Origin of the sequence: Umezawaea beigongshangensis (assembly GCF_016464305.1) — a bacterium.
Taxonomy (GTDB): domain Bacteria; phylum Actinomycetota; class Actinomycetes; order Mycobacteriales; family Pseudonocardiaceae; genus Umezawaea_A; species Umezawaea_A beigongshangensis.
Genome location: NZ_JAEIOJ010000009.1, coordinates 286,282 through 311,287 on the forward strand (window position 1 = coordinate 286,282; position 25,006 = coordinate 311,287).

General features: G+C 73.7%; 25 protein-coding genes. 11 read left to right on the forward strand and 14 right to left on the reverse strand.

Translation table 11 applies throughout. From position 1 onward, the window contains the following. Positions 1–95: 95 nt before the first annotated feature. Positions 96–563, forward strand: coding sequence for a calcium-binding protein (locus tag IMZ35_RS31525; RefSeq protein WP_307868607.1), 468 nt, complete (start codon positions 96–98; stop codon positions 561–563). A gap of 136 nt (positions 564–699) precedes the next feature. Here the strand turns inward: IMZ35_RS31525 and IMZ35_RS30950 are convergent, their stop codons facing one another. Next, positions 700–1,149 (reverse strand): MmyB family transcriptional regulator, encoded by a 450-nt coding sequence (locus IMZ35_RS30950; protein WP_307868608.1) that lies wholly within the window; start codon positions 1,147–1,149, stop codon positions 700–702. Here IMZ35_RS30950 and IMZ35_RS30955 point away from each other — a divergent pair. After that, a complete protein-coding gene (locus tag IMZ35_RS30955; RefSeq protein WP_307868609.1) occupies positions 1,132–1,548 on the forward strand; it encodes an SDR family NAD(P)-dependent oxidoreductase in 417 nt (138 codons plus the stop codon). The genes IMZ35_RS30950 and IMZ35_RS30955 overlap by 18 nt on opposite strands. Positions 1,549–1,631: 83 nt before the next feature. On the opposite strand, the gene IMZ35_RS22560 is transcribed toward IMZ35_RS30955, so the two are convergent. Together IMZ35_RS22560 and IMZ35_RS22565 are read right to left on the reverse strand one after the other, a co-directional pair. Continuing rightward, positions 1,632–1,955: a Rossmann-fold NAD(P)-binding domain-containing protein gene (locus tag IMZ35_RS22560; protein WP_199443211.1), complete on the reverse strand. Its 324-nt coding sequence runs from the start codon at positions 1,953–1,955 to the stop codon at positions 1,632–1,634. A gap of 128 nt (positions 1,956–2,083) precedes the next feature. Beyond that, on the reverse strand, positions 2,084–2,545 hold the full coding sequence (locus IMZ35_RS22565) for a VOC family protein (protein WP_199443138.1): 462 nt from the start codon (positions 2,543–2,545) through the stop codon (positions 2,084–2,086). A gap of 557 nt (positions 2,546–3,102) precedes the next feature. On the opposite strand from IMZ35_RS22565, the gene IMZ35_RS22570 reads away from it, so the two are divergent. Then, positions 3,103–3,402 (forward strand): DUF1540 domain-containing protein, encoded by a 300-nt coding sequence (locus tag IMZ35_RS22570; protein WP_199443139.1) that lies wholly within the window; start codon positions 3,103–3,105, stop codon positions 3,400–3,402. Positions 3,403–3,420: 18 nt separating this feature from the next. Here the strand turns inward: IMZ35_RS22570 and IMZ35_RS22575 are convergent, their stop codons facing one another. The 3 genes from IMZ35_RS22575 to IMZ35_RS22585 all read right to left on the reverse strand — a co-directional run bounded on the left by IMZ35_RS22575 (position 3,421) and on the right by IMZ35_RS22585 (position 9,539). Continuing rightward, positions 3,421–6,516 carry an amidohydrolase family protein gene (locus IMZ35_RS22575; protein WP_199443140.1) on the reverse strand — a complete coding sequence of 1,032 codons (3,096 nt, stop codon included), beginning with the start codon at positions 6,514–6,516 and terminating at the stop codon, positions 3,421–3,423. Positions 6,517–6,769: 253 nt separating this feature from the next. Then, positions 6,770–8,659: a sugar phosphate isomerase/epimerase and 4-hydroxyphenylpyruvate domain-containing protein gene (locus tag IMZ35_RS22580; protein ID WP_438816892.1), complete on the reverse strand. Its 1,890-nt coding sequence runs from the start codon at positions 8,657–8,659 to the stop codon at positions 6,770–6,772. Beyond that, complete coding sequence (locus IMZ35_RS22585) at positions 8,649–9,539, reverse strand: shikimate dehydrogenase (protein ID WP_199443141.1); 891 nt, start codon at positions 9,537–9,539, stop codon at positions 8,649–8,651. The genes IMZ35_RS22580 and IMZ35_RS22585 overlap by 11 nt, the downstream gene beginning before the upstream one ends. A 115-nt stretch (positions 9,540–9,654) precedes the next feature. Between IMZ35_RS22585 and IMZ35_RS22590 the strand changes: the two genes are divergently transcribed. Continuing rightward, entirely contained in the window at positions 9,655–10,302 is a 648-nt protein-coding gene (locus IMZ35_RS22590; protein WP_199443142.1) for a TetR/AcrR family transcriptional regulator, read from the forward strand. Positions 10,303–10,522: 220 nt separating this feature from the next. Beyond that, positions 10,523–11,866 (forward strand): MFS transporter, encoded by a 1,344-nt coding sequence (locus tag IMZ35_RS22595; RefSeq protein WP_307868610.1) that lies wholly within the window; start codon positions 10,523–10,525, stop codon positions 11,864–11,866. Between the two features lie 54 nt (positions 11,867–11,920). On the opposite strand, the gene IMZ35_RS22600 is transcribed toward IMZ35_RS22595, so the two are convergent. After that, positions 11,921–12,337 carry a peptidase inhibitor family I36 protein gene (locus IMZ35_RS22600; protein ID WP_199443144.1) on the reverse strand — a complete coding sequence of 139 codons (417 nt, stop codon included), beginning with the start codon at positions 12,335–12,337 and terminating at the stop codon, positions 11,921–11,923. A 226-nt stretch (positions 12,338–12,563) separates the two neighbouring features. Here IMZ35_RS22600 and IMZ35_RS22605 point away from each other — a divergent pair, with 226 nt between their 5' ends. Genes IMZ35_RS22605 through IMZ35_RS22615 form a run of 3 tightly spaced genes read left to right on the forward strand, consistent with a single transcriptional unit; the run spans position 12,564 to position 14,594 of the window. After that, the gene (locus tag IMZ35_RS22605) at positions 12,564–13,007 is read left to right on the forward strand and encodes a helix-turn-helix domain-containing protein (RefSeq protein WP_199443145.1); all 444 of its coding nucleotides are present in this window, start codon (positions 12,564–12,566) and stop codon (positions 13,005–13,007) included. Then, positions 13,004–13,507: a hypothetical protein gene (locus tag IMZ35_RS22610; RefSeq protein ID WP_199443146.1), complete on the forward strand. Its 504-nt coding sequence runs from the start codon at positions 13,004–13,006 to the stop codon at positions 13,505–13,507. Before IMZ35_RS22605 ends, IMZ35_RS22610 begins: the two co-directional genes overlap by 4 nt. After that, the gene (locus IMZ35_RS22615; protein WP_199443147.1) at positions 13,500–14,594 is read left to right on the forward strand and encodes an MAB_1171c family putative transporter; all 1,095 of its coding nucleotides are present in this window, start codon (positions 13,500–13,502) and stop codon (positions 14,592–14,594) included. Before IMZ35_RS22610 ends, IMZ35_RS22615 begins: the two co-directional genes overlap by 8 nt. Here the strand turns inward: IMZ35_RS22615 and IMZ35_RS22620 are convergent. Together IMZ35_RS22620 and IMZ35_RS22625 are read right to left on the reverse strand one after the other, a co-directional pair. Continuing rightward, positions 14,567–14,935: a GNAT family N-acetyltransferase gene (locus tag IMZ35_RS22620; protein ID WP_199443208.1), complete on the reverse strand. Its 369-nt coding sequence runs from the start codon at positions 14,933–14,935 to the stop codon at positions 14,567–14,569. The genes IMZ35_RS22615 and IMZ35_RS22620 overlap by 28 nt on opposite strands. A gap of 153 nt (positions 14,936–15,088) precedes the next feature. Next, positions 15,089–15,460 carry a YidH family protein gene (locus IMZ35_RS22625; protein ID WP_199443148.1) on the reverse strand — a complete coding sequence of 124 codons (372 nt, stop codon included), beginning with the start codon at positions 15,458–15,460 and terminating at the stop codon, positions 15,089–15,091. 241 nt (positions 15,461–15,701) lie between these two features. Between IMZ35_RS22625 and IMZ35_RS22630 the strand changes: the two genes are divergently transcribed. After that, positions 15,702–16,274 (forward strand): choice-of-anchor C family protein, encoded by a 573-nt coding sequence (locus IMZ35_RS22630; RefSeq protein ID WP_199443149.1) that lies wholly within the window; start codon positions 15,702–15,704, stop codon positions 16,272–16,274. Positions 16,275–16,350: 76 nt separating this feature from the next. On the opposite strand, the gene IMZ35_RS22635 is transcribed toward IMZ35_RS22630, so the two are convergent. From IMZ35_RS22635 to IMZ35_RS22645, 3 genes are read right to left on the reverse strand one after another with little or no spacing between them, the layout of a single operon-like run. Next, entirely contained in the window at positions 16,351–17,352 is a 1,002-nt protein-coding gene (locus IMZ35_RS22635; RefSeq protein ID WP_199443150.1) for an ABC-2 membrane transporter-related protein, read from the reverse strand. Beyond that, entirely contained in the window at positions 17,349–18,230 is an 882-nt protein-coding gene (locus IMZ35_RS22640) for an ABC transporter ATP-binding protein (protein WP_199443209.1), read from the reverse strand. Before IMZ35_RS22640 ends, IMZ35_RS22635 begins: the two co-directional genes overlap by 4 nt. A gap of 5 nt (positions 18,231–18,235) precedes the next feature. Next, on the reverse strand, positions 18,236–18,628 hold the full coding sequence (locus IMZ35_RS22645) for a GntR family transcriptional regulator (protein WP_307868612.1): 393 nt from the start codon (positions 18,626–18,628) through the stop codon (positions 18,236–18,238). A gap of 86 nt (positions 18,629–18,714) precedes the next feature. Here IMZ35_RS22645 and IMZ35_RS22650 point away from each other — a divergent pair, with 86 nt between their 5' ends. Continuing rightward, a complete protein-coding gene (locus IMZ35_RS22650; RefSeq protein WP_199443152.1) occupies positions 18,715–19,170 on the forward strand; it encodes a GNAT family N-acetyltransferase in 456 nt (151 codons plus the stop codon). Positions 19,171–19,216: 46 nt separating this feature from the next. On the opposite strand, the gene IMZ35_RS22655 is transcribed toward IMZ35_RS22650, so the two are convergent. Next, entirely contained in the window at positions 19,217–22,309 is a 3,093-nt protein-coding gene (locus IMZ35_RS22655; RefSeq protein ID WP_199443153.1) for a discoidin domain-containing protein, read from the reverse strand. A gap of 187 nt (positions 22,310–22,496) precedes the next feature. Beyond that, the gene (locus IMZ35_RS22660; RefSeq protein ID WP_199443154.1) at positions 22,497–24,140 is read right to left on the reverse strand and encodes a glycoside hydrolase family 27 protein; all 1,644 of its coding nucleotides are present in this window, start codon (positions 24,138–24,140) and stop codon (positions 22,497–22,499) included. Positions 24,141–24,315: 175 nt separating this feature from the next. On the opposite strand from IMZ35_RS22660, the gene IMZ35_RS22665 reads away from it, so the two are divergent. Continuing rightward, entirely contained in the window at positions 24,316–24,999 is a 684-nt protein-coding gene (locus IMZ35_RS22665; RefSeq protein ID WP_199443155.1) for an HAD family hydrolase, read from the forward strand. Positions 25,000–25,006: the final 7 nt, after the last annotated feature.

A 25,006-nucleotide genomic window follows, 5' to 3' on the forward strand; every position in this document is an offset into this window, starting at 1 on the left:
CGCGCCACGCCGGCTGTCGACTCGTCACGCGCCCGTAACGCCGCGCGGAACACGCTGTGGTCGTCCGAATTCCGGGGGACGAAGTGGAGGACGACGTGCGACGTCGACAGCTGTACCCGATCCTGGCCGCGAGCATCCTGGCGCTGGGCGGTGTCGCCGGCGCGGGCAGCGCCTCGGCCGCCACCCCGTGCACCATCGGCCCCGGCGTGACGCAGAACGACACCACCGTGTTCGGTTCCGGCGGCAACGACACGATCGACTGCACCAGCGCCGATCCCGGCAAGACCGTCCACGGCGGCGGCGGCAACGACACCATCACCGGCACCGCCTACCGCGACACCCTCAACGGAGGCGACGGCAACGACACCCTCACCGGCGGGGTCGGCAACGACACCCTCAACGGAAACCTCGGCATCGACACGCTCAACGGCTCGGCCGGCAACGACACGCTCAGAGGCCCCGGCGGCGACTCCGCCGAGGACACCCTCAACGGCGGCGACGACACCGACTCCTGCGGTCCCGTCGGCGTTCCCCCGGACCTCCGCACCAGTTGCGAGTCGTAGCACCGGGGATTCGCGCAGAGGCTCACCCGGCCGTCACGTGTGCCGGCCGGGTGGGCCTCGTCGTCGCGGGCGGTGCGGCGGGGACCGGTGACGACCGGCGGCCGAGGTCCTCGACGGCGGCCCCGCACCCGGCTCGTCAGGGCGTTCCGCTCGCGGTGAAGCTCTCGGCTCCCAGCACGTTCAGCAGAGCCGGGGCCTCGGCGTCGCGAGATCCCGGCGGCGCGCTGTGGAGCACGAGACGCTGGTCCCGGTCGGCGAGTGCGAGTGCGTCGCAGTCGACGGTGATCTCCCCGACGACCGGGTGCCGGAAGGTCTTCCTGAGCATCGGCCCCGCGTGCACGTCGTGCCGCTCCCACAGCCGCGCGAACTCCGGGCTGCCGTCGCGCAGTTCGTCGACGAGGCCGGTCACCACGGGGTCGCACGGGTACCGCGCGAGCATCCGCGCCGCGGTCGACCGCGTCGAGGAGCTGTACGGACGGCTCGACGGTGCCTTCGACAACGGCGCGGCGCTCCAGCGGCCCGGCCGCTCGACACCACCGGCGACGAGGACGTCGACGAGCAGTTCGCGGTGAACTTCCGGGCGCACTGGACCGCCACGACCTCCGAGGCCGCGCTGATGCGGCGCAACGGCGGCGGGGCGATCGTCAACAACTCCAGCATCGGCAGCCGCCGCGCGAACCCGGAACTGCCCGCCTGCGGGGCCACGAAGCGCGCGCTCAACAGCATCACCGAGACCGCGGCCGTGACCCGGGCCCGCGAGGGCGTCCGCGTCGACGGCATCACGCCGGGTGGTACCGCGACGGCGATGTTCGACGCGTGGGAGACGGCCACCCCCGGTGTCGTCGCACGCGTCAGCGCGTCGACCCCGCTCGGCCGGATGGCCGAGCCGCGCGAGATCGCCGACGCTGCGGCGTGGCTGCTCAGCGACCGGGCGTCGATGGTGACCGGCGCGATCCTGCCGGTCGACGGCGGCCTGGGCGCCTGAGAGGTCCGTCCGGTTCGTGCCGCGGCGCCGAGCTCCACGAGCCGATGCGGCCCGTGGAGTTCCGCCGGCCGTCCGCGCGGAGGTCACCGGACGTGCATCGATCGCCACGCCCGGTGACCCCGCCACCAGGGGACGACGCCGTCGTCCTGGAAGAACGAGCCGGTCGGGCCGCCGTCTGGCGGGGTGGCGAGCCGGATCGCCGCGGCCGCGCCCCGCTCGGGGGTGCGGGGCGCCCGGAAGCCGGTGAAGGTGGGCGCGGACCACGAACTGCTGGGCGGCTCCTCGACGCCCACGCCGCCGAGCCCGGTGCGGCCGAGGTCGAGGTGCTGCTGTGCGGGATCGGCGAGCAGGGGCAGCTCGTGCGCGACGTCCCCGCGTCGGCCCGTGCCCGGCTGCGGGCGGGGCACGCCGCCGTCCCCCTGATCGACGCACCCGACGTCACCACCCCCGTCATCGGGCCGCCGCGCAGCCGCTCCCCCGCCCTCGCCGGGTTGATCCGCACGGCCGCCGGTTGCGAGACAGCGGTCGAGGCCCGTCAGTCCAGGCAGAACTCGTTGCCCTCGGGGTCGGTCATCACGATGTGACCGGCGCTCGTCGGAGGAGCGGGCTCGTGGCGGCTCACCCTCGTCGCGCCCAGCGCGACGAGCCGTTCGCACTCGGCCTCCAGCGCCGTCATCCGCTCCTCCCCCCGCAGCCCCGGAGCGGCGCGGACGTCGAGGTGGACGCGGTTCTTGGTGACCTTGTCCTCCGGCACCCGCTGGAAGAACAGCCGCGGGCCGCTCCCGTCCGGGTCCTCGACAGCCGAACTGGTGTTGCGCTGCTCCTCCGGAACGCCGAGCCGCGCGAGGAAGTCGTCCCAGGCGGCGAGCGGATCGGCGCCCTCGGGCAGGTCGACTCCGGGCGGGGCGGGGTGCACGTAGCGCAGCGCGTCGCGCCAGAAGGAGGACAGCGCACGCGGGTCGTGGGCGTCGAAGGTGATCTGGACCTGACGGCTCATCGGGTTGCTCCGTTCACAGCGGGGTCGTGTGCGGCCGGGACCAGCCTGGCACCTCCAGCGGACGGGAACGGTCCGCGTTCTCCGGGAGGACGGGCGGCGTGGACGGCGAGCGGGGTAGGACGGCGCGGGGTCCTGCCCCACGGCCCGGTCGCCTCCGACCGGCGCTGGTACCTCTGCGCCCGCGACCTCGACGCCGTCTCCTGCCCGTGCTCCGGGCTGGTCCCGGTGTGCGCGGACGTGCGCGCGACGAGCTGCTCTGACGAGCCGGTCACCGTGCCCGAGGCGTCCCGGCCGCGAACGTCGTCAGAACACCTTTCCAGCGGGAAAGGAGAACACGGCAGCACTGTTCCACGATCGGGTGAAATGAGATTTCCGCACGGTGATCCGCTACTCGGCCGTTGACCATGCACACCGGGCTTCACCTGCACCGACGCGACAACTGAATGACGTTGTGCGCATTTGTGAGGACAGCCTTTCCTCAGTGGTTCCGTGTTGCGACGGCACCACCGCGGTGTCACGGTTTCGTCCACTGACGCCCACCAACACGAGGAGCTGTCGTGACCACCACCGAAATGCCCGCGGTCAGCGAGTGCACCGTCACCGGGTGCTCCTACAACCACGACGGCTGTCACGCCTACGCGATCACCATCAGCGGCACGAACGGCGCCGCCGACTGCGGGACGTTCATCCCGCTGTCCAGGAAGGGCGGCCTGGAGAAGGTCGTCGCCCAGGTCGGCGCGTGCTCGCGGTCCGACTGCCGGTTCAACGCCGAGCTGGAGTGCACGGCGTCCGGCGTGCGCGTCGGACCGGGAGCCGACGCGCACCCGGCCAACTGCCTCACCTACAGCCCCGTCTGAGCGACGCCGGACACCGCCTCAGCCGTCCGCGCAGCAGGCGTGCCGGCCGGACTCGACCCAGTGCGGGTCGTGCCACCAGTGGCCCGCCTCCGCCCAGCGGTCGGGCAGCGGCGGCAGCACCTCGTTGCGCGGTGCGGTGCGTGCCACCGGCGTGGACTCGTAGGGGGCCAGCAGGTCGTCGACGGTGTGCAGTTCCCCGTCTGTCATGACCTGCCGCACGTCGGCCGCCGCCGCGATGTCGGTCAGCGGATCGCCGCCGAGGAGGGTCAGGTCCGCGTAGCAGCCCGGCGCGATCCGGCCGAGCGGCCGGTCCAGGACCTCGCCGGGGATGCGCGTGGCGGTGCTGAGGGCCTCGTGCGGGGTGAAGCCGCCGTCGACCATCGCCCTCAGGTTCAGGTGCGTGCTGATGGCGGTGGGCGTGAGCGGCGCGTCGGTGCCGGTGACGACGGTCCCGCCACCGCGCAGCACCCGCAGCGCGTCGGCGACCTGGGCCGACAGGATCGCCTGGTTCGCCGTCTGGTCGGTGGCCCGCGCCGCGGCCACGTAGGCCTGGAGCGAGGCGTACTCCCACGGCGGGTAGAGCGCGCGGACGCGCCGGTCGACGGCCAGGGCGTCGTCGCGGGCGACCAGCGGTTGCAGGACGAAGAAGGTCGGCGTCAGCGACGCTCCCGAGCGGACGAAGAGGTCGGTCACCTCCCCGTAGGCGCGGCCCAGCGGACTGACCGTGCGCGAGTAGCCGAGCCGGTTGGTCGCGCCGAGGTGCTCCATGCCGTCGCCGCCGAACGCGAGCGCCGGGTAGTGGTAGTGCGAGGTCACCGGCACCCCGCGGCGGTGGGCCAGCTCCACGACCCGCCGGTGCAGGGTCACCGGGAGCCGCACGTAGGCCTTCACCAGGTCGTAGTCCAGCGCCCACGCGCGTTCCAGCTCCAGCGCGAGCTGCCGCTCGTCGTGGGTGGGGCGCATGAAGTTGTAGTAGATCCGGGAGCCGTCGATCGCCTCGCCGGTGGCGAAGTAGCGCGGCCCCAGTCGTGCGCCCGACTCGATCGACTCGCGCTCCTCCACCATGTGGTAGGCCGGGCTGCCCGGCGAGCGGGTCGTCGTGATGCCCAGGGACAGCCACAGCCGACCCTGCCGGGCGCCGTAGGCGTAGCCCTGCAACTCGCGGTGGTGGTGCATGTCGACCAGGCCGGGGATCACCACGGAGTCCCGCGCGTCGACCACGCGGCCGTCGTGGCGCGTGCCTCCCGGAGCGACCGCCGCGATGCGGTTGCCCTCCACCACGACGTCGACGTCGTGCCGCAGCTCCCCCGCGACGCCGTCCCACATCCGGCCCGCGCGCACGACGGTGCGACCGCGGGGCCGCGCCGTGGTCCACGACAGGGACACCGGCACCGGCACGGGCCGCCCGCCCGCCGCCGGGACGAGCCGCAGACGCCCGTTGCTGAGGTAGAGCAGCCGCGTCGAGTCACCGCTCCAGCTCGGCGCGTCGGTGACCTCCTCGGTGATCTGCCGGGGCGGTCCCACCGGGGTGCCGTCCGGCCGCACGTCGACCACCTGCAGGACGCTGGCGACCACGAAGGCCATCCTGGTCCCGTCCGGCGACCACACCGGTCCGTCGTCCCCCCTGGTCTGGATCGACCGGCCGGGCAGGGTGTCGACGTAGCGGGACGCGCCGGTGGCGACGTCGACCAGCAGGATCTTGCTCAGGCCCTCGCGGAAGCGGGCCGAGAAGGGCACCACGGCCGCGAGGGCGATCGTCGTGCCGTCCGCGGACCACGACGGCCGTCCCGGTTCGAACGTCGCCGCGTGGACGCGGCGCACCGCCCCGGTCGCCACCTCGACGGTGTGCAGGGCGCCGGTCTGGTCGAGGAACGCCAGGTGGGTGCCCGTCGGCGACCAGCTCGCCGAGAGGACCGCCCGGTCGGGCAGGTCGGTGAGCTGGCGGTCCTCGCCGGTGGCGAGGTCGCGGACCCACAGGTCGAGCGTGCCGCCGCGGTCGCTGGAGTAGGACAGCCGCGTGCCGTCCGGCGACCACGCGGGGTCGCACTTCCAGGACGTGTCGCCGGTGAGCGGGCGGGGCGGCTCACCGATCGTCATCGTCCACAGGTCGTTGAGCGCGCGGAACGCGACGCGACGCCCGTCCGGCGAGAGCACCGGGCTGCCGATGCCGACCACGGGGCGGGGTGCCGCGGAGTCGACGTCGCGGTGCCGGCGGCGGTAGCGGGGCGGGGCGACGCTCACCGCGGCGGTGAAGCCGATCTCCCGCGCCGGGCCGCCCGCGAGCTCTCGGCCGCGGATGCGGCCGTCGGCGGTGTAGAGGAACTCGGTCCCGCGCCAGGACACCGGGAAGGGGAACACGTCCTCGCCGGTGACGACCGGGCCGCCGGTGCGCCACAGCTCGCTGCGCGCCGGTGCCGCCGCGGTGAACAGCACGTCGTCGCCGTCGGGCGTCCAGCTCGGCGCGCGGAAGGTCGTCCCGGCCGGCGCGGTGGCCAGCGTCCGCCGGTCCCCGGTCGCCACGTCGACCTCCTCGATCCGGGTGCCGCCGGAGACGAACGCGATCCGGCGGCCGTCCGGCGACCACGCCGGGTCGTACTCGTCCGCGGCGCCGCCGGGCAGCGCGGTGATCTCGCCGGTGGCGGTGTCGACGAGGTGCACGGCGTAGCGGCCGGAGCGGTCGGAGGAGCACGCGATCCGGCGGCCGTCCGGGGAGAACCGGGGTTCGCGGTGGTCGAACAGGCCGCTGGTGAGCTGCCGCGGCGCCGAGCCGTCGAGCGGCACCGTCCAGAGCTGGAAGGTGCCGTCCCGGTAGGACTGGAACACCAGCGAACGCCCGTCCGGCGCCCAGGAGGGCTGCGCGGCGTCGAACACGTCGTCGGTCAGCCGCCGGGCCCGGCCGCCCTCCGCCGGCAGCACCCACAGCACGCCGAACAGGTCGACGGCGATGCTGGCGCCGTCCGGCGAGAGCCGCGCGGCGAGGTTGGTGCCCTCGCGCAGCGGCAGGACCCGCTCGGACGAGCCCTCCTCCGCGGCACCCGCGTACGGGGCCGTGCCGAGCAGGACCGTCGCTCCCGCGACCCCCCTGAGCAGTTGTCGCCGACCGATCTCGACCATGACGATCCCCCGATCTCGCGCACGCCGAGCAGGCGGCCGACCACGTACCGTAGCGCGGGTGAGCGTCGGCGGGCCGGAAAATTCCGGTGCGCGCGGCAGATTCGGGCGTTCGGCGGATCGCGACCGGCCCGGCGGGCGGCGCTCTCCTCGCGCACGCGCGGGAGGTCGCCCGGCGCGACCCGCCGCCGTCGCGGCACGGCCGGTCACCGTCGCACGAGAACGGTCTGCCCGGCTCCGGCGTACGCCGGAGCGGTCATCCGCCGTCGCGGGCCAGCCTGCCGCGGCGGTGCGCGGCCATCCCCACGGGCGCGTTCGCGGTGCCGGAGCCGCCGTAGCCGCCGATGCGCTGCACCACCTCGAAGAAGACGCGCGAGCCGAGCACCTCGGTGCAGAAGTGCAGGTACTCCCCGTCGGCGTCCCGGTCGTAGAGCACTCCGCACTCGCGCATCGCCGCCAGCAGCGCGCGATCGGGGGCGAACCGGGCGTCGAGGTCGTCGTAGTAGTTGTCGGGGATCGCCAGCAGCGGAGCGCCCGCGGCCCGTGCCGCCTCGGCGCAGGCGATCACGTCGTCGGAGGTGAACGCCACGTGCTGCGGCGCGGGCACGGCCGGAGCCCAGTCGCCCCGGCGCAGCAGCGCGGCGGAGAGCACGAAGCGCACGCCCCCGCCGCCGACCGTGCGGCTGCGCATCAGCCCGAAGGGCGCGGCGACCTCCGCGACCGCCTCGGGGGCGAGTCCCAGCACGGACCGGTAGAACAGCGCGGCCTCGTCGAAGTGGTCGAAGGGCTGGGTCAGCGACACGTGGTCGGTCCCGGTGATCGCCGTGCCGCCGCGCGCTCCCGCGGGGGTGAAGTCGGCGAGCCACCCGTCGGCTCCGGGGCGGCAGAAGAACAGCGACGTGCCGTCGGGTGCGGCGACCGCGGCGAGGTCGGCCTCCCCGGCGCGGTGCTCGCGCGGCAGGACGGGCGCGAGCAGGGCCTCCGCGCGCCGGGCGGACCGGGCCGGGTCGGCGCTGTCCACGGCCAGCGCTCCCACCTCGGCGACCCCGGCCTCGGGAGCCGACGAGTTGACGAGCACCCGCGCGTCCCCCTGCTCCCACAGCTGCACCGGCTTCGACCGGTGCTGACCGGTGTGCGCGAAGCCCAGTGCCGCCAGCGCGGCGCGCACCCGCGGCGCGGCCGCGTCGCCGACGACGACCTCGGTGAAGGCGTGACCGCCGAGTTCGGGTGCCGGGGGCACGCCGGGGCCGCGCAGCGTCTCGCGCACCCGCGCCGGGCCGCGCCCGGCCACGGCCTCCCGCAGCGCGCGCAGCGACCGCATCGCGTCGACGGCCGCCCGCCCCGGATCGGCCTGGCGGAACACGTCGTTGAAGACCTCCAGCGACAGCGGGCCGGTGTACCCGGCGGCCAGCACGTGTCCCAGGAACGCGGGCAGGTCGAACGCGCCCTGACCGGGGAACAGCCGGTGGTGACGGCTCCACCGGAGCACGTCCGCGCTCAGGTGCGGCGCGTCGGCGAGCTGGAGGAAGAACAGCTTCTCCGCCGCGATCTCCTCGATCAGCGCCGGGTCCGAGCCTCGGGAGAGCACGTGGAAGCTGTCCACGCACAGGCCCAGCGCGGGGTGGTCGGCACGCCGGACCACCTCCCACGAGCGGTCGACGGTGTTGACGAACCTGCCCCAGGCCAGGGCCTCGTAGGCGACGCGGACGCCGTGCCCGGCCGCCCGCTCGGCGAGCAGGCGCAGCTGCGCCGCCGCGAGTCCGTCGTCGTCGATCGCGTCCGGGGAGACCGAGGAGCACACCAGGACCAGGTCGGCGCCCAGCTGCTCCATCAGGTCGAACTTGCGTTCCGCGCGGCGCAGGTTCGCCGCCAACACGTCGTCCGGCACGGCCTCGAAGTCGCGGAACGGCTGGTACAGGTCGATCGTCAGGCCCAGGTCGGCGCACAGCTCGCGCACCCGGGCCGGTGAGCGCGGCGAGGCGATCAGGTCGTTCTCGAAGATCTCCACACCGTCGAACCCGGCCGCCGCCGCCGCGGCGAGCTTGTCCTCCAGCGTGCCGGACAGGCACACCGTGGCGATGCCGGTGCGCGGTCCGCGCGTGGTCGTTCCCGTGCCGGGCAGCTCGATCGACGTCTCAGCGGACACCGGGGTGCCCTCCCTCCACCACGTCGGCGCCGACGAGTTCCTCGAAGTGGCGCAGCATCCGGTCGGCGTCGGGCTCGACGCCGGTGAACAGCCGGAACGCGTCGGCGGCCTGGAACACCGCCATGTCGCCGCCGGGCAGCACCCGGCAGCCGCGGGCCGTCGCGGCGGCCACCAGCGCGGTGCGCAGCGGCCGGTAGACCAGGTCGGCCACCCACAGACGGGGCAGCAGCAGGTCCTCGGGCACGGGGTTGCCGGGGTGCGCGGCCATGCCGGTGGGGGTGGCGTGCACCAGGCCGTCGGCGTCGGCCAGGTGCGCGGCCAGGTCGGCGCACCGGCCGGCGACGGCCCTGGTGTCGCCGAACCGGGCGCGCAGGGACGCCGCCAGCTCCCCGGCGCGACGCTCGTGCAGGTCGAGCACGCGCACCTCGCCGGCGCCGAGGGTGAGCAGCGCGTGGGCCACGGCGGCGCCTGCTCCGCCCGCGCCGAGCAGCACCACGCGCTCCAGCTCCACGTCGGGCAGGCCGCGGCCGACGCTGCGGGCGAAGCCGGACCAGTCGGTGTTGTGGCCCACCGCGCGTCCCTCCTGCAGCACGACCGTGTTCACCGCGCCGAGCGCCCGCGCGTCGGGCGACAGCGCGTCGAGGTGCGGGATCACCAGCTGCTTGCAGGGGTGGGTCACGTTCAGGCCGTCGTAGCCGGCGAGGCGGGTCGCGGCGAGCACCTCGCCGATCGCCGCGCCGGGCAGGCCGAGCACGTCCAGGTCGAGGCGGCGGTAGAGGTAGCGCAGACCCAGCCGGTCGGCCTCGCGCTCGTGCACGGCCGGGGTCAGCGACGGGCCGATGCCCGAACCGATCAGGCCGATGAGGTGCCCTTCGCGCACGTCCCCTCCCTCAATGGACGAACTGGTGAGTTAGTTGTACCTCGCGGCACGCCGTCGCGGAAGGGCGCCGGCCGCAGTTCTAAGGTTGGGGTGTTCCGACGCGAGAGGACCCGACGTGGCAGCACCCCGTGCCGAGGGCCAGGACAGGCAGCGCGACGCGGAGCGGACCCGCGCCGAGATCCTCGACGTGGCGACCCGCGAGTTCGCCGACCAGGGCTACACCGGTGCGCGGGTGGACGAGATCGCCGCGAAGACGAGCACCACCAAGCGGATGATCTACTACTACTTCGGCGGCAAGGAGCAGCTCTACGTCGCCGTGCTGGAGCGGGCCTACTCGGTGATCCGCGCGGTCGAGCAGGAGCTGGACGTCGAGCACCTCGCCCCGGTCGAGGCGATCCGCGGCCTCGCCGAGCTGACCTTCGACCACCACGAGTCGCACCCGGACTTCGTGCGCCTGGTGAGCATCGAGAACATCCACCGCGCCGAGCACATCGCCACGTCCGCGACGCTGGCGAACCTGGCCAACCCCGCTCTCGACGTGCTGGCCCGCATCCTGGAGCGGGGCCGCGCGGACGGCGTGTTCCGCCAGGACGTCGACGCGCTCGACGTGCACATGGCCATCAGCGCGTTCTGCGTCTTCCGGGTCGCGAACCGGTACACGTTCCGGGCGATCTTCGAGCGGGACATGCTGGACCCCGGTCGGCGCGAGCACCACCGCCGGATGCTCGGCGACGCGGTCGTGGCGTACCTGACCGCCCGCTGACCGCGTGCCGCAACACGCCCTTGACAGCGACGGGCGACTCAACTCACCATCTGGTACGTAACCAACTAGTACATTAGCGGCGGGCGACACCTCCCGGCGCACGCGACTGCTCCCGGACCCGGACGACCTCCGCGTCCGGCCGTTCCCGCACGCCCGCACCCCTCCCGGCATGCCGATCGCCCCCCGTCTTGCACCGGCGCAATTCGCAGAGGAGCACACCGTGCCCACTCCCCCGGCAGGTCCCGTACCGCAGGCTCAGCCGCGCAGGGCGGCGGTGGCCGCCTGGATCGGCAGCGCACTGGAGTACTACGACTTCTTCATCTACGGCACGGCAGCCGCCCTGGTCTTCGGCAAGATCTTCTTCCCCGCCTCGGACCCGGCCACCGGCACGCTGCTCGCACTGGCCACCTTCGGCGTCGGCTACCTCGCCCGCCCGCTCGGCGCCCTCGTCCTGGGCCACGTCGGAGACCGGGTGGGACGCAAGAAGGTCCTGGTGTCCACGCTGCTGCTCATGGGCGCGGCCACCTTCCTGGTGGGCTGCCTGCCCACCTACGACGACATCGGCGTGCTCGCGCCGGTGCTGCTCGTGACGATGCGCCTGCTCCAGGGCCTCTCGGCGGGCGGCGAGCAGGCCGGCGCCAACTCCATGACGCTGGAGCACGCCCCGGACGAGCGGCGCGCCCACTACACCAGCTTCACCCTCAGCGGCACGCAGGCCGGGCAGATCCTCGCCACCGCGATCTTCCTGCCCGTCGCCGCCCTGCCGGAGGAGCAGCTGCTCAGCTGGGGCTGGCGCGTGCCGTTCTGGCTCAGCGCGGTGGTCGTCGTCGCGGGCTTCCTGATCCGCCGCACGCTGGAGGAGACGCCGGTCTTCCAGCGCGAGGCCGGGCGCGACGACCTCGCCGAGCTGCCGGTCGCCGTGCTGTTCCGCGAGCACTGGGCGGACGTGCTGCGGGTCGTCGTCGCGGCCGTCATCGCCTCCGTCAGCACGATCTTCACCGTCTTCGCCCTGTCCTACGGGGTGAACACCGTGGGGCTGGACCGCACGCCGATGCTGTGGGTCGGCGTGCTCGCCAACGTCGTGGCGCTCGTCGCGATCCCGCTGTGGGCCGGACTGGCCGACCGGATCGGGCGCAAGCCGGTGTTCATCGGCGGCTCGCTGGGGTGCGCGGTGCTGATGTTCGGCTACCTGTGGGCGATCTCCGCGGAGAACTACCCGCTGGTCTTCGTCATCGGCATCACGATGTTCGGCGTGGTCTACAGCGCGGTCAACGGCGTGTGGCCCTCGTTCTACGGCGAGATGTTCAGCGCCAGGGTCCGCATGTCCGGCACGGCCATCGGCACGCAGATCGGCTTCGCCGTGGGCGGGTTCGCCCCCACGATCGCGGTGGCGCTGGCCGGGACCGGCCGGGAGAGCTGGCTGGGCGTCGCGGCGTTCACCGCCGTGCTGTGCCTGGTGAACGTCGCCGCCGTCGCCACCGCGCGGGAGACCCACCGCGTGCCGACCGACGACCTGGGCACGCGCCGCGCGGCGTCGGCCCCCGCTGCGTCCTCCGGGCCGTGACGCGCCGGCGGCGTCCGCGGTCCACTGTGGACCGCAGACGCCGCCGCCGTGCGATCAGAGGAACTTGTGCGAGGCGTTGTTGTCGTAGGTGTTGGTGAGGTTGCCGGAGGTGCCGGGGGCGAACGTGTCGTAGGTGCCGCCGTAGTTGCTGTTGAAGTACACCCGGACGCTCCTGGAGCTGCGGTTCCAGGCCGATCGGGCGTCGTTCTTGACGCACAGGCCCTGGCCCGTGCCGGCCGACTTGAAGTCGTAGCAGCTCGGCTGCGACGCGCCGTAGTTGGAGATCGACGTGGTGAAGTCCGACAGCGATCCCCCGAAGTCGTCCAGGTAGTAGAGGCAGAACTCCCCCGGTTCGCAGATCCCGTTGCGCGGTGTCGCAGCCGATGCGGCCGTCGCACCCGCCAGCACCAGGGCGGCCGCTCCGGCCACCGCCGTCGCCGCGCGCACGAACCTCGTCCTGAACGTGGTCATGTCCTCGTCCTCCCTGTTGTGGTCCTGCGATTCCCCGAACGGACGCGCCCCCGAACCCCCAGGACCGCGGGCACCCGGCCACGCCGATTCCGTTCACCCCCCGGCCTCTTCACCACAGTTGATGAGGCCTCCATCACCGTAAGCTCAGCTGAAGATCTCGTCAACTGACACAAAGGGGTGACACCATCGGTGTTCACCTGAGCTGGTGAACGGTTACTCTCGTGCCATGCCCGAGAACGCCGGTGACGGGGCCCTCGCCGCGAAGGTGGACCACCTGTTCCGCACCGTGCGCCCGCGCACGGGCGGTGAGCACACGTTCGAGGAGGTCGCCGAGGCCATCCGGGCGAGGGGCGGCCCGACCATCTCGGCGACCTACCTCTGGCAGCTGCGCAAGGGCCTGCGCGACAACCCCACCAAGCGGCACCTGGAAGCGCTGGCCGGGTTCTTCGGCGTCCCGCCCGCGTACTTCTTCGACGACGCGGAGGCCGAGCGCATCGACGCCGAGCTGGCACTGCTCACCGCGTTGCGCGACGCTCCCGTCCGGCAGATCGCCCTGCGCGCCAACGGGCTGTCCGCCAAGAGCCTGGAGGCCATCGCGGAGATGGTCGACCGGGTGCGCGAGCTGGAGGGCCTGCCCCGCCCGACGCCGCCGCCGGACGCCTCGCGATGACCGGACCGGACCGGAAGCACCTGCGCAGGCGGCACGCCGCTCTGCTGCGGGAACTGCCGGTGCCGGTACCCTTCGACGCCCGCGCGCTGTGCGAGCAGGTCGCCGCACGGCGCGGACGGCCGATCCGGCTGCTGCCGATGGCCGGGCTGACGGGGGTGTGCGGCCTGTGGATCGCCACCGACACCGCGGACACGATCTGCTACGAGCGCGACACCACTCCCCCGCACCAGGAGCACATCGTCCTGCACGAGCTCAGCCACCTGCTGTGCGACCACCACCCGGCCTCGCTGCCGATCGACGTGCGGACCCGGCTGCTGCTGCCCGACCTGGACCCCGCGATGGTCCGGCGGGTCCTGGGCCGCACCGGCTACTCCACCGCCGAGGAGCGGGAGGCCGAGGTGCTGGCCTCGCTGATCCGGCAGCGCGTGCCCCCGACCCACGCCGGCAGCACGCTGACCGACCGCCTGCGCGCGGCGCTGGACGACGACGGCCGTGGGTGAGCTGCTGCGCCAGTGGGGACCGCCGGTCCTGGCCTGGGCGCTGTTCCTGACCCGCCGGCGGAGCGAGGACGGCGCGCGCCGCTGCGTGAGGTGGGTGCTGCTGGGGCTCGCCGTGTCGCTGACGGCCCTCGTCCCGGCGGTGTACGCGGCGATCGGACGGCTCACCGGGGATCCCGACCTGGGGCGGCTGATCGGGCACGGCGGCATGCTGTTCGTCGCGTGGGCCGCGCAGGAGTTCCTGGCCCGGCTGACCGGGCTGCCGCGCGGGCCGCGGTGGCACGCCCGGTGGGTCGCGGGGGCCTTCTCGGTGCTGTGCCTGCTCTTCGCCCTCGCACCGGACCTGCGCCCCCAGTCGCCGTGGGTCCTGGAGTACTGCGTGGTCTACGCCGCGGGGCAGGCACCCGCCTTCGGCAACGTGGTCCGGCTCGGCCTGCGCTACGCCCGCGCCGCGAGCGATCCCGCCCTCCGCGCGGGACTGCGCCTGGTGGCCGTCGGCACGACGGGCGCACTGGTCTACCTGGTGCACAAGGCCGTCCTGACGGCGTCCGCCCGCTTCGACTTCCCCCACCCGCTGGGGCAGACGGCCCTCGTCGGCAAGGTGCTGCCGGTCACCGCCCACCTGCTGGTCCTGCTGGGCACGGTGACGCCCGCCCTGCTGCACTGGTCGCAGCGGTACCGCCTCTACCGGCAGTTGCGCCCGCTGTGGCACGCCCTCTACCGCGCGGACCCCGCCATCGCGCTCGACCCGCCCGCCGTCGCGGACCTGCTGGCGCTGCGCGACCTGCGGCTGCGGCTGTACCGGCGGGTGATCGAGATCCGGGACGGCCTGCTGGCGCTCCAGCCGTACCGGGACGCCGGGGTCGCGGACGCCGCCCGCGCCCGCGCGGCCGGGGCGGGGCTGCGCGGTCAGCGGCTGGAGGCGGAGGTCGAGGCGGCCACCGTCGCCGCCGCGCTGCGCGCGCGGGCGCTGGGCACGCCGCCCGCCGAGCCGGAGATCCGCGTCGCGGGTGGCGACGACCTCGACAGCGACACCGCGTTCCTGGGCCGGGTCGCCCGCGCCTACCGCGCGCACTCCGGCGGGCGGTGACCGGGCCGGTCGGCGCGGTGGACGACGTGCTCCCGGTCGTCCACGGGGTTGTCCGGTGTCAGCTCGCCCTCGGCGACCCGCCGCAGACCGGCCTTCTCCAGCGCCCGCCAGGACGCGCGGCTGGCCGCCGACACCGCGACCACCACGGCCGGCGCCGCGGGGTGGTCGGTCCAGGTGGCCTCGACGACCGCGCGGACGATCCGCGTGCCCGGGCCGTGCCCGACGAGCTCCGGATCACCGACGAGGTAGTCGATGCTCACGGCGTCCGGCTCGATCGCCAGGACCGGCGCGAGTTCGGCGAGGTGCTCGGGGTAGTCGGCGTACCGGTAGCGCTGGACCAGGCCGACCGGGACGCCAGCGCGCCACGTGCGGCTGCTCCAGCCACCGCCGCAGCAGCGGGAAGTCCGCCTCGGTCAGCCGGCGCCACGTGATCTCCCGCTCCACCGGACGGACGCCAGTCCCCGTGCAAGCGGGGAACCACCGGTTTTTGCGCGTCACGGACCGAGCAGGATCAGCACCAGGGTCACCCCGATCGCCGTGCCCACCACCGCGAGCAGCAGCAGCGGCAGGCGGCTGCGCGGCAGCGGCCGCCCCGCGCGGATCGCCTCGTCCACCGCGATCCACCTGCGGTAGGCGGCCGCGCTCAGGACGAGGGCGAAGCACACCAGTCCCAGCCCCAGCGCGAGCCGCAGCGGCCGCGGCCCCAGCTCGGGCAGGAGCTGGGTGATGGCGGCGCCGCCCGCCAGCAGGGCGAGCGCGCTGCGGATCCACGCGAGGTAGGTGCGCTCGTTGGCGAGGGTGAACCGGTAGTCGGGCTCGGACGCCCCCGCCGGTTCCCCGTCTCCTGCGGACGGTGGGCCGGTCATGGGCGCAGACCGTAGCGAACGCCGCGCGCGCAGGCCCGTCGGCACGTCTCGCGGACAGGGCCGCTGAAACACGATCGTGTGCACTTCTCACTCGTAACGCGCGCAAGAACCGTTGCCGTGCAACAGAACGCGACTCAGCCTTTCAGGCTCTACCACCGTCGGCGCGAGGTGCGCGATGCTCTGTTCACCGACAAGGTCTACGACGAACGGAGCAGTCGTGCGAGGAGAACTTCGACGCCGGGTGGCACGCGCGCTCGCCGGTGTGGCGGCGGCCGCCCTCGTGGTGGCGACGGCGGCTCCGGCGAGCGCCGTCCAGGCCTTCGACGGCGACTTCGAGACGCCCGTCGTCGCCCCGGGACGGCTCGTCACGTACTCGACCGGTCAGCACGCCGGTCCGTGGACGGTGGTCGGCGGCACCGTCGACCAGCTCGGTGCCGGGTACTGGCAGGCCGCGCGCGGCGTCCAGTCGATCGACCTCAACGGGGTGACCAGCGGCGCGATCGAGCAGACGTTCTCGTCGCCACCGCTGGCCGTGCACCGGGTGAGCTTCTCCCTCGCCGGCAACCCCGGCGACGCGCCGTCGGTGAAGACCGGTCAGCTCCTGGTCAACGGCGTCGTGATGCGGGACTTCTCCTTCGACACGACGGGCAGGTCCCGCACGGACATGGGGTACGTGCGGCTGCACACGGTGTTCTTCTCGACCAGCACGTCGATCACCCTGCGGTTCGCCAGCACCTCGCCGTCGAACGCGTGGGGCCCGGTCGTCGACGACGTCGAGGTGGAGTCGTGCCCCCTCGCGCTGTGCTCGGCGTGACGAGCACGTCCCGCGCGGAGTGACCGGCGAGGTTCCCGGTGCGCGAGCGCACCGGGAACCTCGTGGGCGACGCGGTTCAGCTGATGCGCCGGGTCCGGCGCAGGGTGAACCACGTCAGCAACCCGGCCAGGGCCAAGTAGAGGGCGGTCTCGGTCCACTGGAGAGTCCAGAACCGGCTGTCCGGCTGGTGGACGACGCGCTGCTGGTAGCCCTCGGCGACCAGGCGGCCGAAGCAGGCGTCCCGCGCCTCGCGAGTGCCCACCCCTCCCGCAGACGCGGCGCTGTCCAGGCCGCCGGGGAACAGGCACTCGAAGAACCAGGCGGGAGCGGCGACGGGGTTGCCGTTCCGGTCCACGGTCTGCTGCGCCAGCACCCAGGAGTGCTCGGGGACCGACGTGTGGAGTTCGAACGACTCGCCGCCACCGTTGATGTAGAGGATCGTGTCGTCGGCAGAGATCTGCTGGATCTGCTGCTCCGGCGGGAGCAGCTCCGGACGGACCAGGTTCAGCGCCGCGACCTGGAAGACGGTGAAGAGCACGAGCGTCACCGCCATGGCCGGGACCGTGCGGCGCAGCAGGACGCTCGCGGACACCCCCAGGGCGAAGGCGAAGACGGCGTGGGCGACGGGCACGACGCCGCGAGCACCGAAGATCATCGGCTCGATCCGCAGGGCGGCGGGGCCGTTCTCGGTCGCGATCGCGTCGACGGGACTCGCCCACCACGAGACGAGCAGGCTGAGCAGACCGGTGACGACCACCACGGCCAGGGCGATCAACCCCGCCTTGGCGAGCAGCCAGCGGGTCCGGGTGACGCCCTGGTTCCACACCAGCCGGTGCGTGCCGCTCTCCACCTCCCGGCTGATCAGCGGTGCGCCCCAGAACGCGCCGATGATCGCGGGGAACACGTGCAGGACGACCAGGCCGAGGTAGTAGTGGGTGCTGTCGTCGGGGGTCAGTCCCGGACCCCCGACCGTGACGACCGGTCTGCCCGCGGCCAGCAGCGCGGCGGCGACGACGGCGAGCAGGGCGGACACGGCGAGAGCGGACAGGCGGAACTGGCGCAGCGTCAACCAGGTCACCGGAGGACCTCCAGGGCGGGGCGGGGCGTCGCGGTGGCGGGCGAGTCCAGGTAGGCGAGGACGAGGTCCTCGAGCCCGACCTCGCTCACGGTCCAGGCGGGGTCGATGATCGGTGACCCGGTGCGCACGAGCAGCGTGGTCTGCCGGTCGGTGTGGCTCGCGGCGACGACGTGCTGATCGGCGGGCAGCGTCGACGGGTCGCGCCGGGGTCCGGTGAGTCTGCGGTGGGTGGCGAGCAGGTCGTCGATCTCCCCGGCGAGCACCACGCGGGAGCCGACGAGGGTGACGAGGTGGTCGCAGACCCGTTCGACGTCGGTGATCAGGTGCGAGGAGAGGACGACGCCGACCCCGTGCTCGGCGACGGTCTCCATCAGGTCCTGGAGGAACCCGCGCCGGGCCAGCGGGTCGAGGGCGGCGACCGGCTCGTCGAGCAGCAGGACCTCGGGACGCTTGGCGATGCCGAGGGTGAGGGCGAGCTGGGCCCGCTGCCCGCCGGAGAGCCGCCCGGCCCGCTGCACCGGGTCGAGGCCGAGGTGGTCGATCCGCTCGCGCGCGAGGTCGGCGTCCCAGCCGGGGTTGAGCCGGGCGCCCAGGCGCAGGTGCTCGGCGACGGTCAGCCCCGCGTAGGTGGGGGTGTCCTGGGCGACGAACCCGACCTTGGCCAGTTGGGCGGGGCCGCTGCCGGGCCGTCCGCCGCACACCTCGATCTCCCCCGCGGTGGGAGTGGTCATGCCCGCGGCCAGGCCGAGCAGGGTGGACTTGCCCGCGCCGTTGGGGCCGACCAGGCCGACGACGCGGCCCGCCGGGATCTCCAGCGCGCAGTCGGACAGGGCCCAGCGCTGCCGGTACCTCTTGCCCAGTCCTCGGGCTCGCAGCATGGTGTTCACGCCGTGTCCTCCGTCGCCGTGGTCCGCACGGTGTTCGCGAAGAGCGCTTCGACGCTCTCGTCGTCCAGCCCGGCGAGCCGGGCCCTCGCGACCCAGCGGCGCAGGTCCCGGCTCAGCGGACCGAGCACTCCCGGCGCCACGGCGGGCAGGGTCTGCGCGACGAAGGTGCCGACGCCGGGACGGGCTGCGACGAGACCCGTGTGCTCCAGCTCGCGGTAGGCCTTGAGCACCGTGTTGGGGTTGATGGCCAGCTGCGCGACGACGTCCTTGACCTTCGGCAGCTGGTCGCCCTCGCGCAGCAGGCCGAGCCGCAGCGCGTGGCGCACCTGTTGGACGAGCTGCTGGTAGGGCGACAGGCCCGACCCCGCGTCCAAGTGGAACTCGATCACGACTTCCTCCATTTAACTAGCTGCCTAGGACTATAGGCACCTGGTCTTAAGGCGGCAACGGGCCCTCGGTTCCGCCGTGCGACACGATGAGCCTCGTGATCGAGACGAGCGTTCTGACCGAGTCCGACCGCGCCGACCGGGAGGTGCTGGCCCGAGGCCACCACGGGCACTTCGGCGAGGAGGTCGACGACGACGGCTACGAGCGGACCTGGCGACGCCTGCTCGACGACGGGCCGGTGCGCGGAATCCTCGCGCGGCTGGACGGCCGGGTGGTCGCCGTCGCGCACCACGTCTTCCACGCCGGTGTCTGGTCGGACGACAGGTGCTACCTGGCGGACCTGTTCGTGGTCCCGGAAGCCCGGCGGCGCGGTGTGGCGACGGCGATGATCGAGCGGGTGGCGCGGGACGCCGAGGAGCACGGTTTTCCGCGCCTGTACTGGAACGCGCTGGAGGACTCCCCCGCCCGCGAGCTGTACGACCGGGTGGCCGACTGCCGGGGGCTCGTCGTCCACTCCTACCGGCGCGACGCGCACCGGGACTGAGGAACCGCCGCTCCGGCCGCCGGGTCCGGCGGCCGGAGCGGCGGTCTCACCAGCCGATCAGACCGGCTCCGTACGGGTAGAGCGGGGTGCCGTAGGTGCTGGGCACGCTCTGCCCGGCGTCGATCCTCGCCCGGATCTCGGCGCGTTCGGCCGGGGTGGCGCCGAGGTCGTAGGGCAGGTCCCAGTGCTCCGTCGCGTCGGCCGGGACGTCCGTGCCGCCGGGGCGCAGCACGTCGGACAGCGAGCGCGGCAGCTGCCAGGGCAGCTTCCCGCTCGGCGCGTGGTCGCCGAAGAGCAGGCTCGCCACGGCCGGTCCCATCTCCTCGCCGCCGCGGTAGGTGAGCAGGACCGCGCTGGCCAGGTCGTGCCACTCGGTGATGACGTACGGGCGCGGCATCACGAGCACCACCACCACGGGTATCCCCCGCCGCTGGAAGTCCCGGATCAGCCCGAGCTGGTCCGGCGGCAGGTGGGGCTGCTCCTTCACCCAGCTCGTCGCGTGCGTGTAGGAGGGTTCTCCCGCCACCACGACGGCCAGTTCCGGTGTCGGCGCGTCGTCCTGGTGCACGGTCACGCCCGCCCGCGCCGCGCGGGCCCTGATCGCGTCCAGCACGCTGAGCGAGCCGTACTCCTGGTGGAAGAAGCTGGTCCACACGCAGCAGGCGCCGGTGTCGGTGGCGCGCTGCCCCGCCACCACGACGTCGCTGCCCGCGGGCAGCCGCACCGGCAGCGCGCCGGTGTTCTTCAGCAGGGTCAGGGCCTCGCGGGACGCCTGGTTGGCCAGCGCCGCGTACTCGGGCGTGTGGAAGCGGTACGGCCCGTTGACCGGGTCGCCGTAGGGGTTCTCGAAGATCCCCAGCTGGAACTTCAGCCGCAGCACCCGGCGCACGGCGTCGTCGATGCGCGCGGCGGGCACGGCGGCGGTGAAGTCCGCGACGCTGAACCCGGCCGCACCGGGATCGGCGCCGCCCATCACGTCGGAACCGGCTCTGGCCGCCCCGATCCACGAGCCGGTGGGCAGCCAGTCCGTCGTGATCAGCCCGGTGAAGCCCAGGTTCTGCCGCAGGTAGGCGAGGATCTTGGCGCTGTCGCCCGCACCGGGACCGCCGGGGTCGAGCAGGGAGCTGCCCGCGTAGCCCGGCATGATGTTGACCGCGCCGGCCTCCATCGCGGCCCGGAACGGGATCATGTGGTACTTGATCGTCACCTCGTCGTGGACGATGAGCGCCTCCCCGCCCGCGCCCTCGCCCGGCCAGTGCTTCACCGTGGCCAGCACGGACGACGGGTTCAGCTCGGGACCGCCCTGAAGACCCGAGACGAGCGCCCTGACCTGGGCGGCGGCCACGTCGGCGTTCTCGCCGTTGCCCTCCTGGATGCGCGGGTAGAGCACCTTGGTGCCGACCTCGGCGAGCGGACCGAGCACACCGCGGGTACCGACCTCCAGCTGCTCCCGGCGCTGCACGTCGCCCAGCCTGTGGTCCAGCGGGTAGTTCTTGGCCGCGGCGAGCGCGCTCTGCGTCGGGTAGGTCGTCTTGTAGCCGCTGACGGTGTCGCCCGCGGACACCGGCGGGACGCCCAGCCGCGTCCCGGACGACGCGAGCAGCACGGCGTGCAGGTCCTGCGCCTCGGCGGGCCCGAAGTGCCAGCCCGACCTCGGGAAGACCTGGGCGTTGTAGAACATCTGGTACGCCTTCTCCTCGGTCGTCATGCGACCGAGGAGGTCGTCCACCCGCGCCTGCACGGGGCGGCGCCAGTCCTCGTAGGGCTCGATCGCGCCGTTGCGGTTGAGGTCGCGGCTGCCGCCGACGACCCCGACGCCGTCGTCCACCGTCTCCAGGGTCGGCAGGTAGAGGCCGAAGGTCCGGATCGCGGAGGCACGGCCCGCGTTCGGGCCGTCCGCGGCGACGACGAACCACCGGTAGGTCCAGCGGTCGGTGATGTCCCACGTCGGCGTGTAGCTGGTGCCGGTCGGTTCGGCGACCTTCGTGTGCAGGTCGAGCAGGTTGCCGGAGGCGGTGAAGTCGTAGTCGGTGCGGCTGACGTTGATCCACACCTGGTAGCGGGTGGTCCCGGCGACACCGGCCCAGGAGAGGGTGGGCCGGCGGGTGGCGGTGATCAGCGCGCCGTCGGCCGGTGCGGTCAGCGCGAACGCGCCGGTGTTCGCGGGAGCCCTCGTCGGCGGCGAGAGCAGCGGCGGCGTGGTGGCGGCGGTGTCGAGGGTGCCGAGGACCTCCACCTCCCACAGGGAGTAGCCGTACCCGGTGGCGCGGGCCGTGCCGTGCAGCCGCACGTACCGTCCGGTGCCGCTGACCGCGAGCCGCTCGGTGCCGCCGGTGCCGGTCGTGGTGGAGTGCACGGTGGTCCAGGAGGTGCCGTCCGCGGACACCTCGACGCGGTAGCCGGTGGCGTGGGCGGCCTCCCAGGCCAGCACGACCCCGGTGAGCGTCGCCGTGGCGCCGAGGTCGATCCGCAGCCACTCCTGGTCGCTGCCGAACCGGCTGGACCAGCGGGTGTTCGCCCGGCCGTCCAGCGCCGCGGCCGGTGCGTTGCCGCCCTCCCACGAGGAGGCGGTCACCTGCTTGAACCGCGAGATCGGCGCGGTGGTGCCCGGATCGGTGGTCCGCGGCGTGCCGAACACCCGGAACTCCCACAGGGAGTAGCCGTAGCCGGTGGCGCGGGCCGTGCCGAGCACGCGGACGTAGCGGCCCGATCCGGTCACGGCGACGGTCTGCGTGCCGCCGGTGCCGCCGGTGGTGGTGTGGACGGTCGTCCAGGTCGCCGCGTCGGCCGAGGTCTGGAGCTGGAAGCTCGTGGCGTGAGCGGACTCCCAGTCCAGGACCACGCGGTCGACGTCGGCGGTGGCGCCGAGGTCGACCTGCAACCACTGCGGATCGTCGAACCGGCTGGACCAGCGGGTGCCGGTGTCGCCGTCCGTGGCGGCGGACGCGGGCGTCCCGGCGTTCTCGACCGACGAGGCGCTCGTCGGCCTGCCCTGCGACAGCAGCGTTCCGGCCGCGGAGGCGGGCCCGGCCGTGGCCGTGAGACAGGTGGCGAGCAGTGCGAGGAGGACGAGGCCGATCACCGGCCGCAGGGGCGGTCGGGGGCGGGAGGCGTGGCGGACGGGGGACGTGGCGGGCATGGCGACTCCTGGCAGAGCGAGAGCAGGAGCCGACGCCGCCGAGGACCGCGACGGGGATCGACGGCGTTGTCGACGGGGAGGGTGGGAGAGCGCTCTCACCGAGGGTCGTGCACCCCGGCACCGGTCGTCAAGCGATGCGGGGACCGGTTTTTTCCGCTGTCCGCGGCGGATCGGGCGGACAGCGGGCTCACCGCCGCGTCCAGCGCTGGTCCACGCCGCCGTTGCAGGTCCGCAGCAGCAGGGGCGTCTCGCCGACGGCCCCCGTCCCGTCCAGGCACAGTCCGGAGTGGACGCCGCGGATGCTGCCGTTCGCGGCGAACGTCCACCGCTGGTTGTCCTGACCGTTGCAGGTCCAGGTGACCACCCTGGTGCCTTCTGCCGTGCCCCGGTCGACGGCGTCCAGGCACAGGGAGCCGAAGACGCGGACCTCCCCGTTGCTCCACCTGGTCCACAGCTGGTTGGCGGCGCCGTGGCAGTCCCAGAACAGCGTGGTCGTGCCCGGAGCGGTGGAGAAGTCGTCGACGTCGGCGCACAGGTTGGAACCGACGCCGCGCAGCACGGAGGTGCTGCTGGGCGTGGTGCGTCCACCGCTGACCCGGAACGCCGTGACGCCGTGCGCGGGGACGCTCGCGGAGATCTGCCCCGACGTGCGGGAGGTCTCGCCGGTCCACAGGTCGGTCAGCGCGAACGCGCTCCCGGTCAGGCCCACCTGCTCCGCCGTGGTGGTGACGGTCGTGGTGTCGCCTCCCCGGTTGAACAGGCCGACCGCCACCGAGCCGCCGCTCAGGGGCTTGGCGAACACCTCGACGTCGCCGTCGTCGCGCACCCGCCGCCCGCCCGCGCCGAGCGGGTCCTGGTTGACCGCGAGCAGGCGCGGGTTGCGCAGGATCTCGCTGACCTCGGCGGACATGGTGCGGATGTCGTTGCCCGCCATGAGCGGCGCGGCCATCAGCGCCCACAGCGCGAAGTGCGAGCGGGACTCCGTCAGCGACAGTCCCGGACGGCCCACGACCAGCATGTCCGGGTCGTTCCAGTTGCCGGGGCCGTTCTGCGCGGCCAGCGGGACGGTGACGTCCACGACGTTGCCCACGCCCATCGGGTAGCTGTTGACGTGGTCGTTCTGCCAGATGTCGAGCAGGTCCTCCGTGGTCCGCCACAGGTCGGCGACCTCGCCCCAGTGGTACTCGTCGCCGGTGACCGCGTGGTAGCTGTTGGGGTTGATGCTGTAGACGACGGGCCGTCCGGTGGCGCGCAGGGCGTCGCGCATCAGCGAGAAGCGGGCCACCTGCTCGTCGCGGCTGCCCTCCGGGGAGCACCAGTCGTACTTCAGGTAGTCCACGCCCCACGCCGCGAACTGCCGCGCGTCCTGCACCTCGTGGCCCGCGCTGCCGGTGGAGCCGGGATAGGTCCCGGTCCGCTGCGCGCAGGTCCGGTCGGTCGGCACCTGGTAGAGACCGAACTTCAGCCCTCTGCTGTGGACGTGGTCGGCCAGCGCCTTCATGCCGCTGGGGAACCGGACCGGGTCGCCCCGCAGGTTCCCCTCCGCGTCGCGCTGCGGGTCGAACCAGCAGTCGTCGACCACCACGTACCGGTAGCCGGCAGCCCGCATCCCGGAGGACACCATCGCGTCGGCGGCCTGGCGGACGAGCGTCTCGTCGATGGCGCAGCCGAACGTGTTCCAGGTGTTGAAGCCCAGTGGCGGGGTGAGGGCCGCGCTGCCGGGAGCGGCCGTGGCCGGCACGGGGGCCGGTGGCACGAGCAGGACCGCGGCGCCCGCGATCACCGCGGCGAACAGGCTCAGCAGTCGTCCGTGCAAGCGAGTGGGCGTCATCGCCCCTCCTCGTCCGTGTCGCGCTGCGCCGACCTGGAGACCAGCTCGACCGGACCCTCGACGCTAATCACGCCGCCGCCGCCACCTCTACCTCCGCACGAGTGCATCGCGGTGGCGGTCTCGTCACTCCGCCGATCGCCTGCGCGCCGTTCGCGTCGCCGCTACGGTCGAGGACGTGGATCACGACCGCGGTGGGCCAGAGGCCGTCCTGTTCGACTTCTCCGGAACGCTGTTCGACGACACGTCCGTGCTCGATCCCGCCGACCTGGAGGCCCGTGCTCGGCGGCGTGGCGCGGACCTCGGCGGGCTGTCCGGGGCCGAGCTGATCGCCGCCGTGCTGGCGCACGTGGACTCGGCGGAGGGGATGCGCGCGAGGGTCGGGTGCGACCTGTCGGCGCGAGTGCACCGGGAGGTCTGGACGCGGCTGATCGCCGAGGCCGGGCCGTTCGGCGGCGATGTCACCGACCTGGTCTACGAGGCGCTGACCGATCCCGCCGCGTGGAAGCCCTACCCCGACGTCGCCGCCGTGCTGGGCGCGCTGCACCAGCGCGGCACGCGCCTGGGGGTGCTGAGCAACATCGGCTGGGACATCAGGCCCGCGCTGGCCGACGCGGGCGTGCTGGAACTGCTCGACGCCGTGGTGCTGTCCTGCGAGCACGGCCTGGAGAAGCCCGATCCCGCGCTGTTCGCGCTGGCCTGCGAGGAGCTGGCCTCACCGCCCGGCCGGGTGCTCTACGTCGGCGACGACCCGGTCAAGGACGGCGCGGCGGTGCGCGCCGGGATGCCGGTGTACCTGCTGCCCACCGACCGCTGGTCCGACCGGGAGCGCGGGCTGTCGGCGGTGCTGCGCCTGGCGTGAGCCGCGG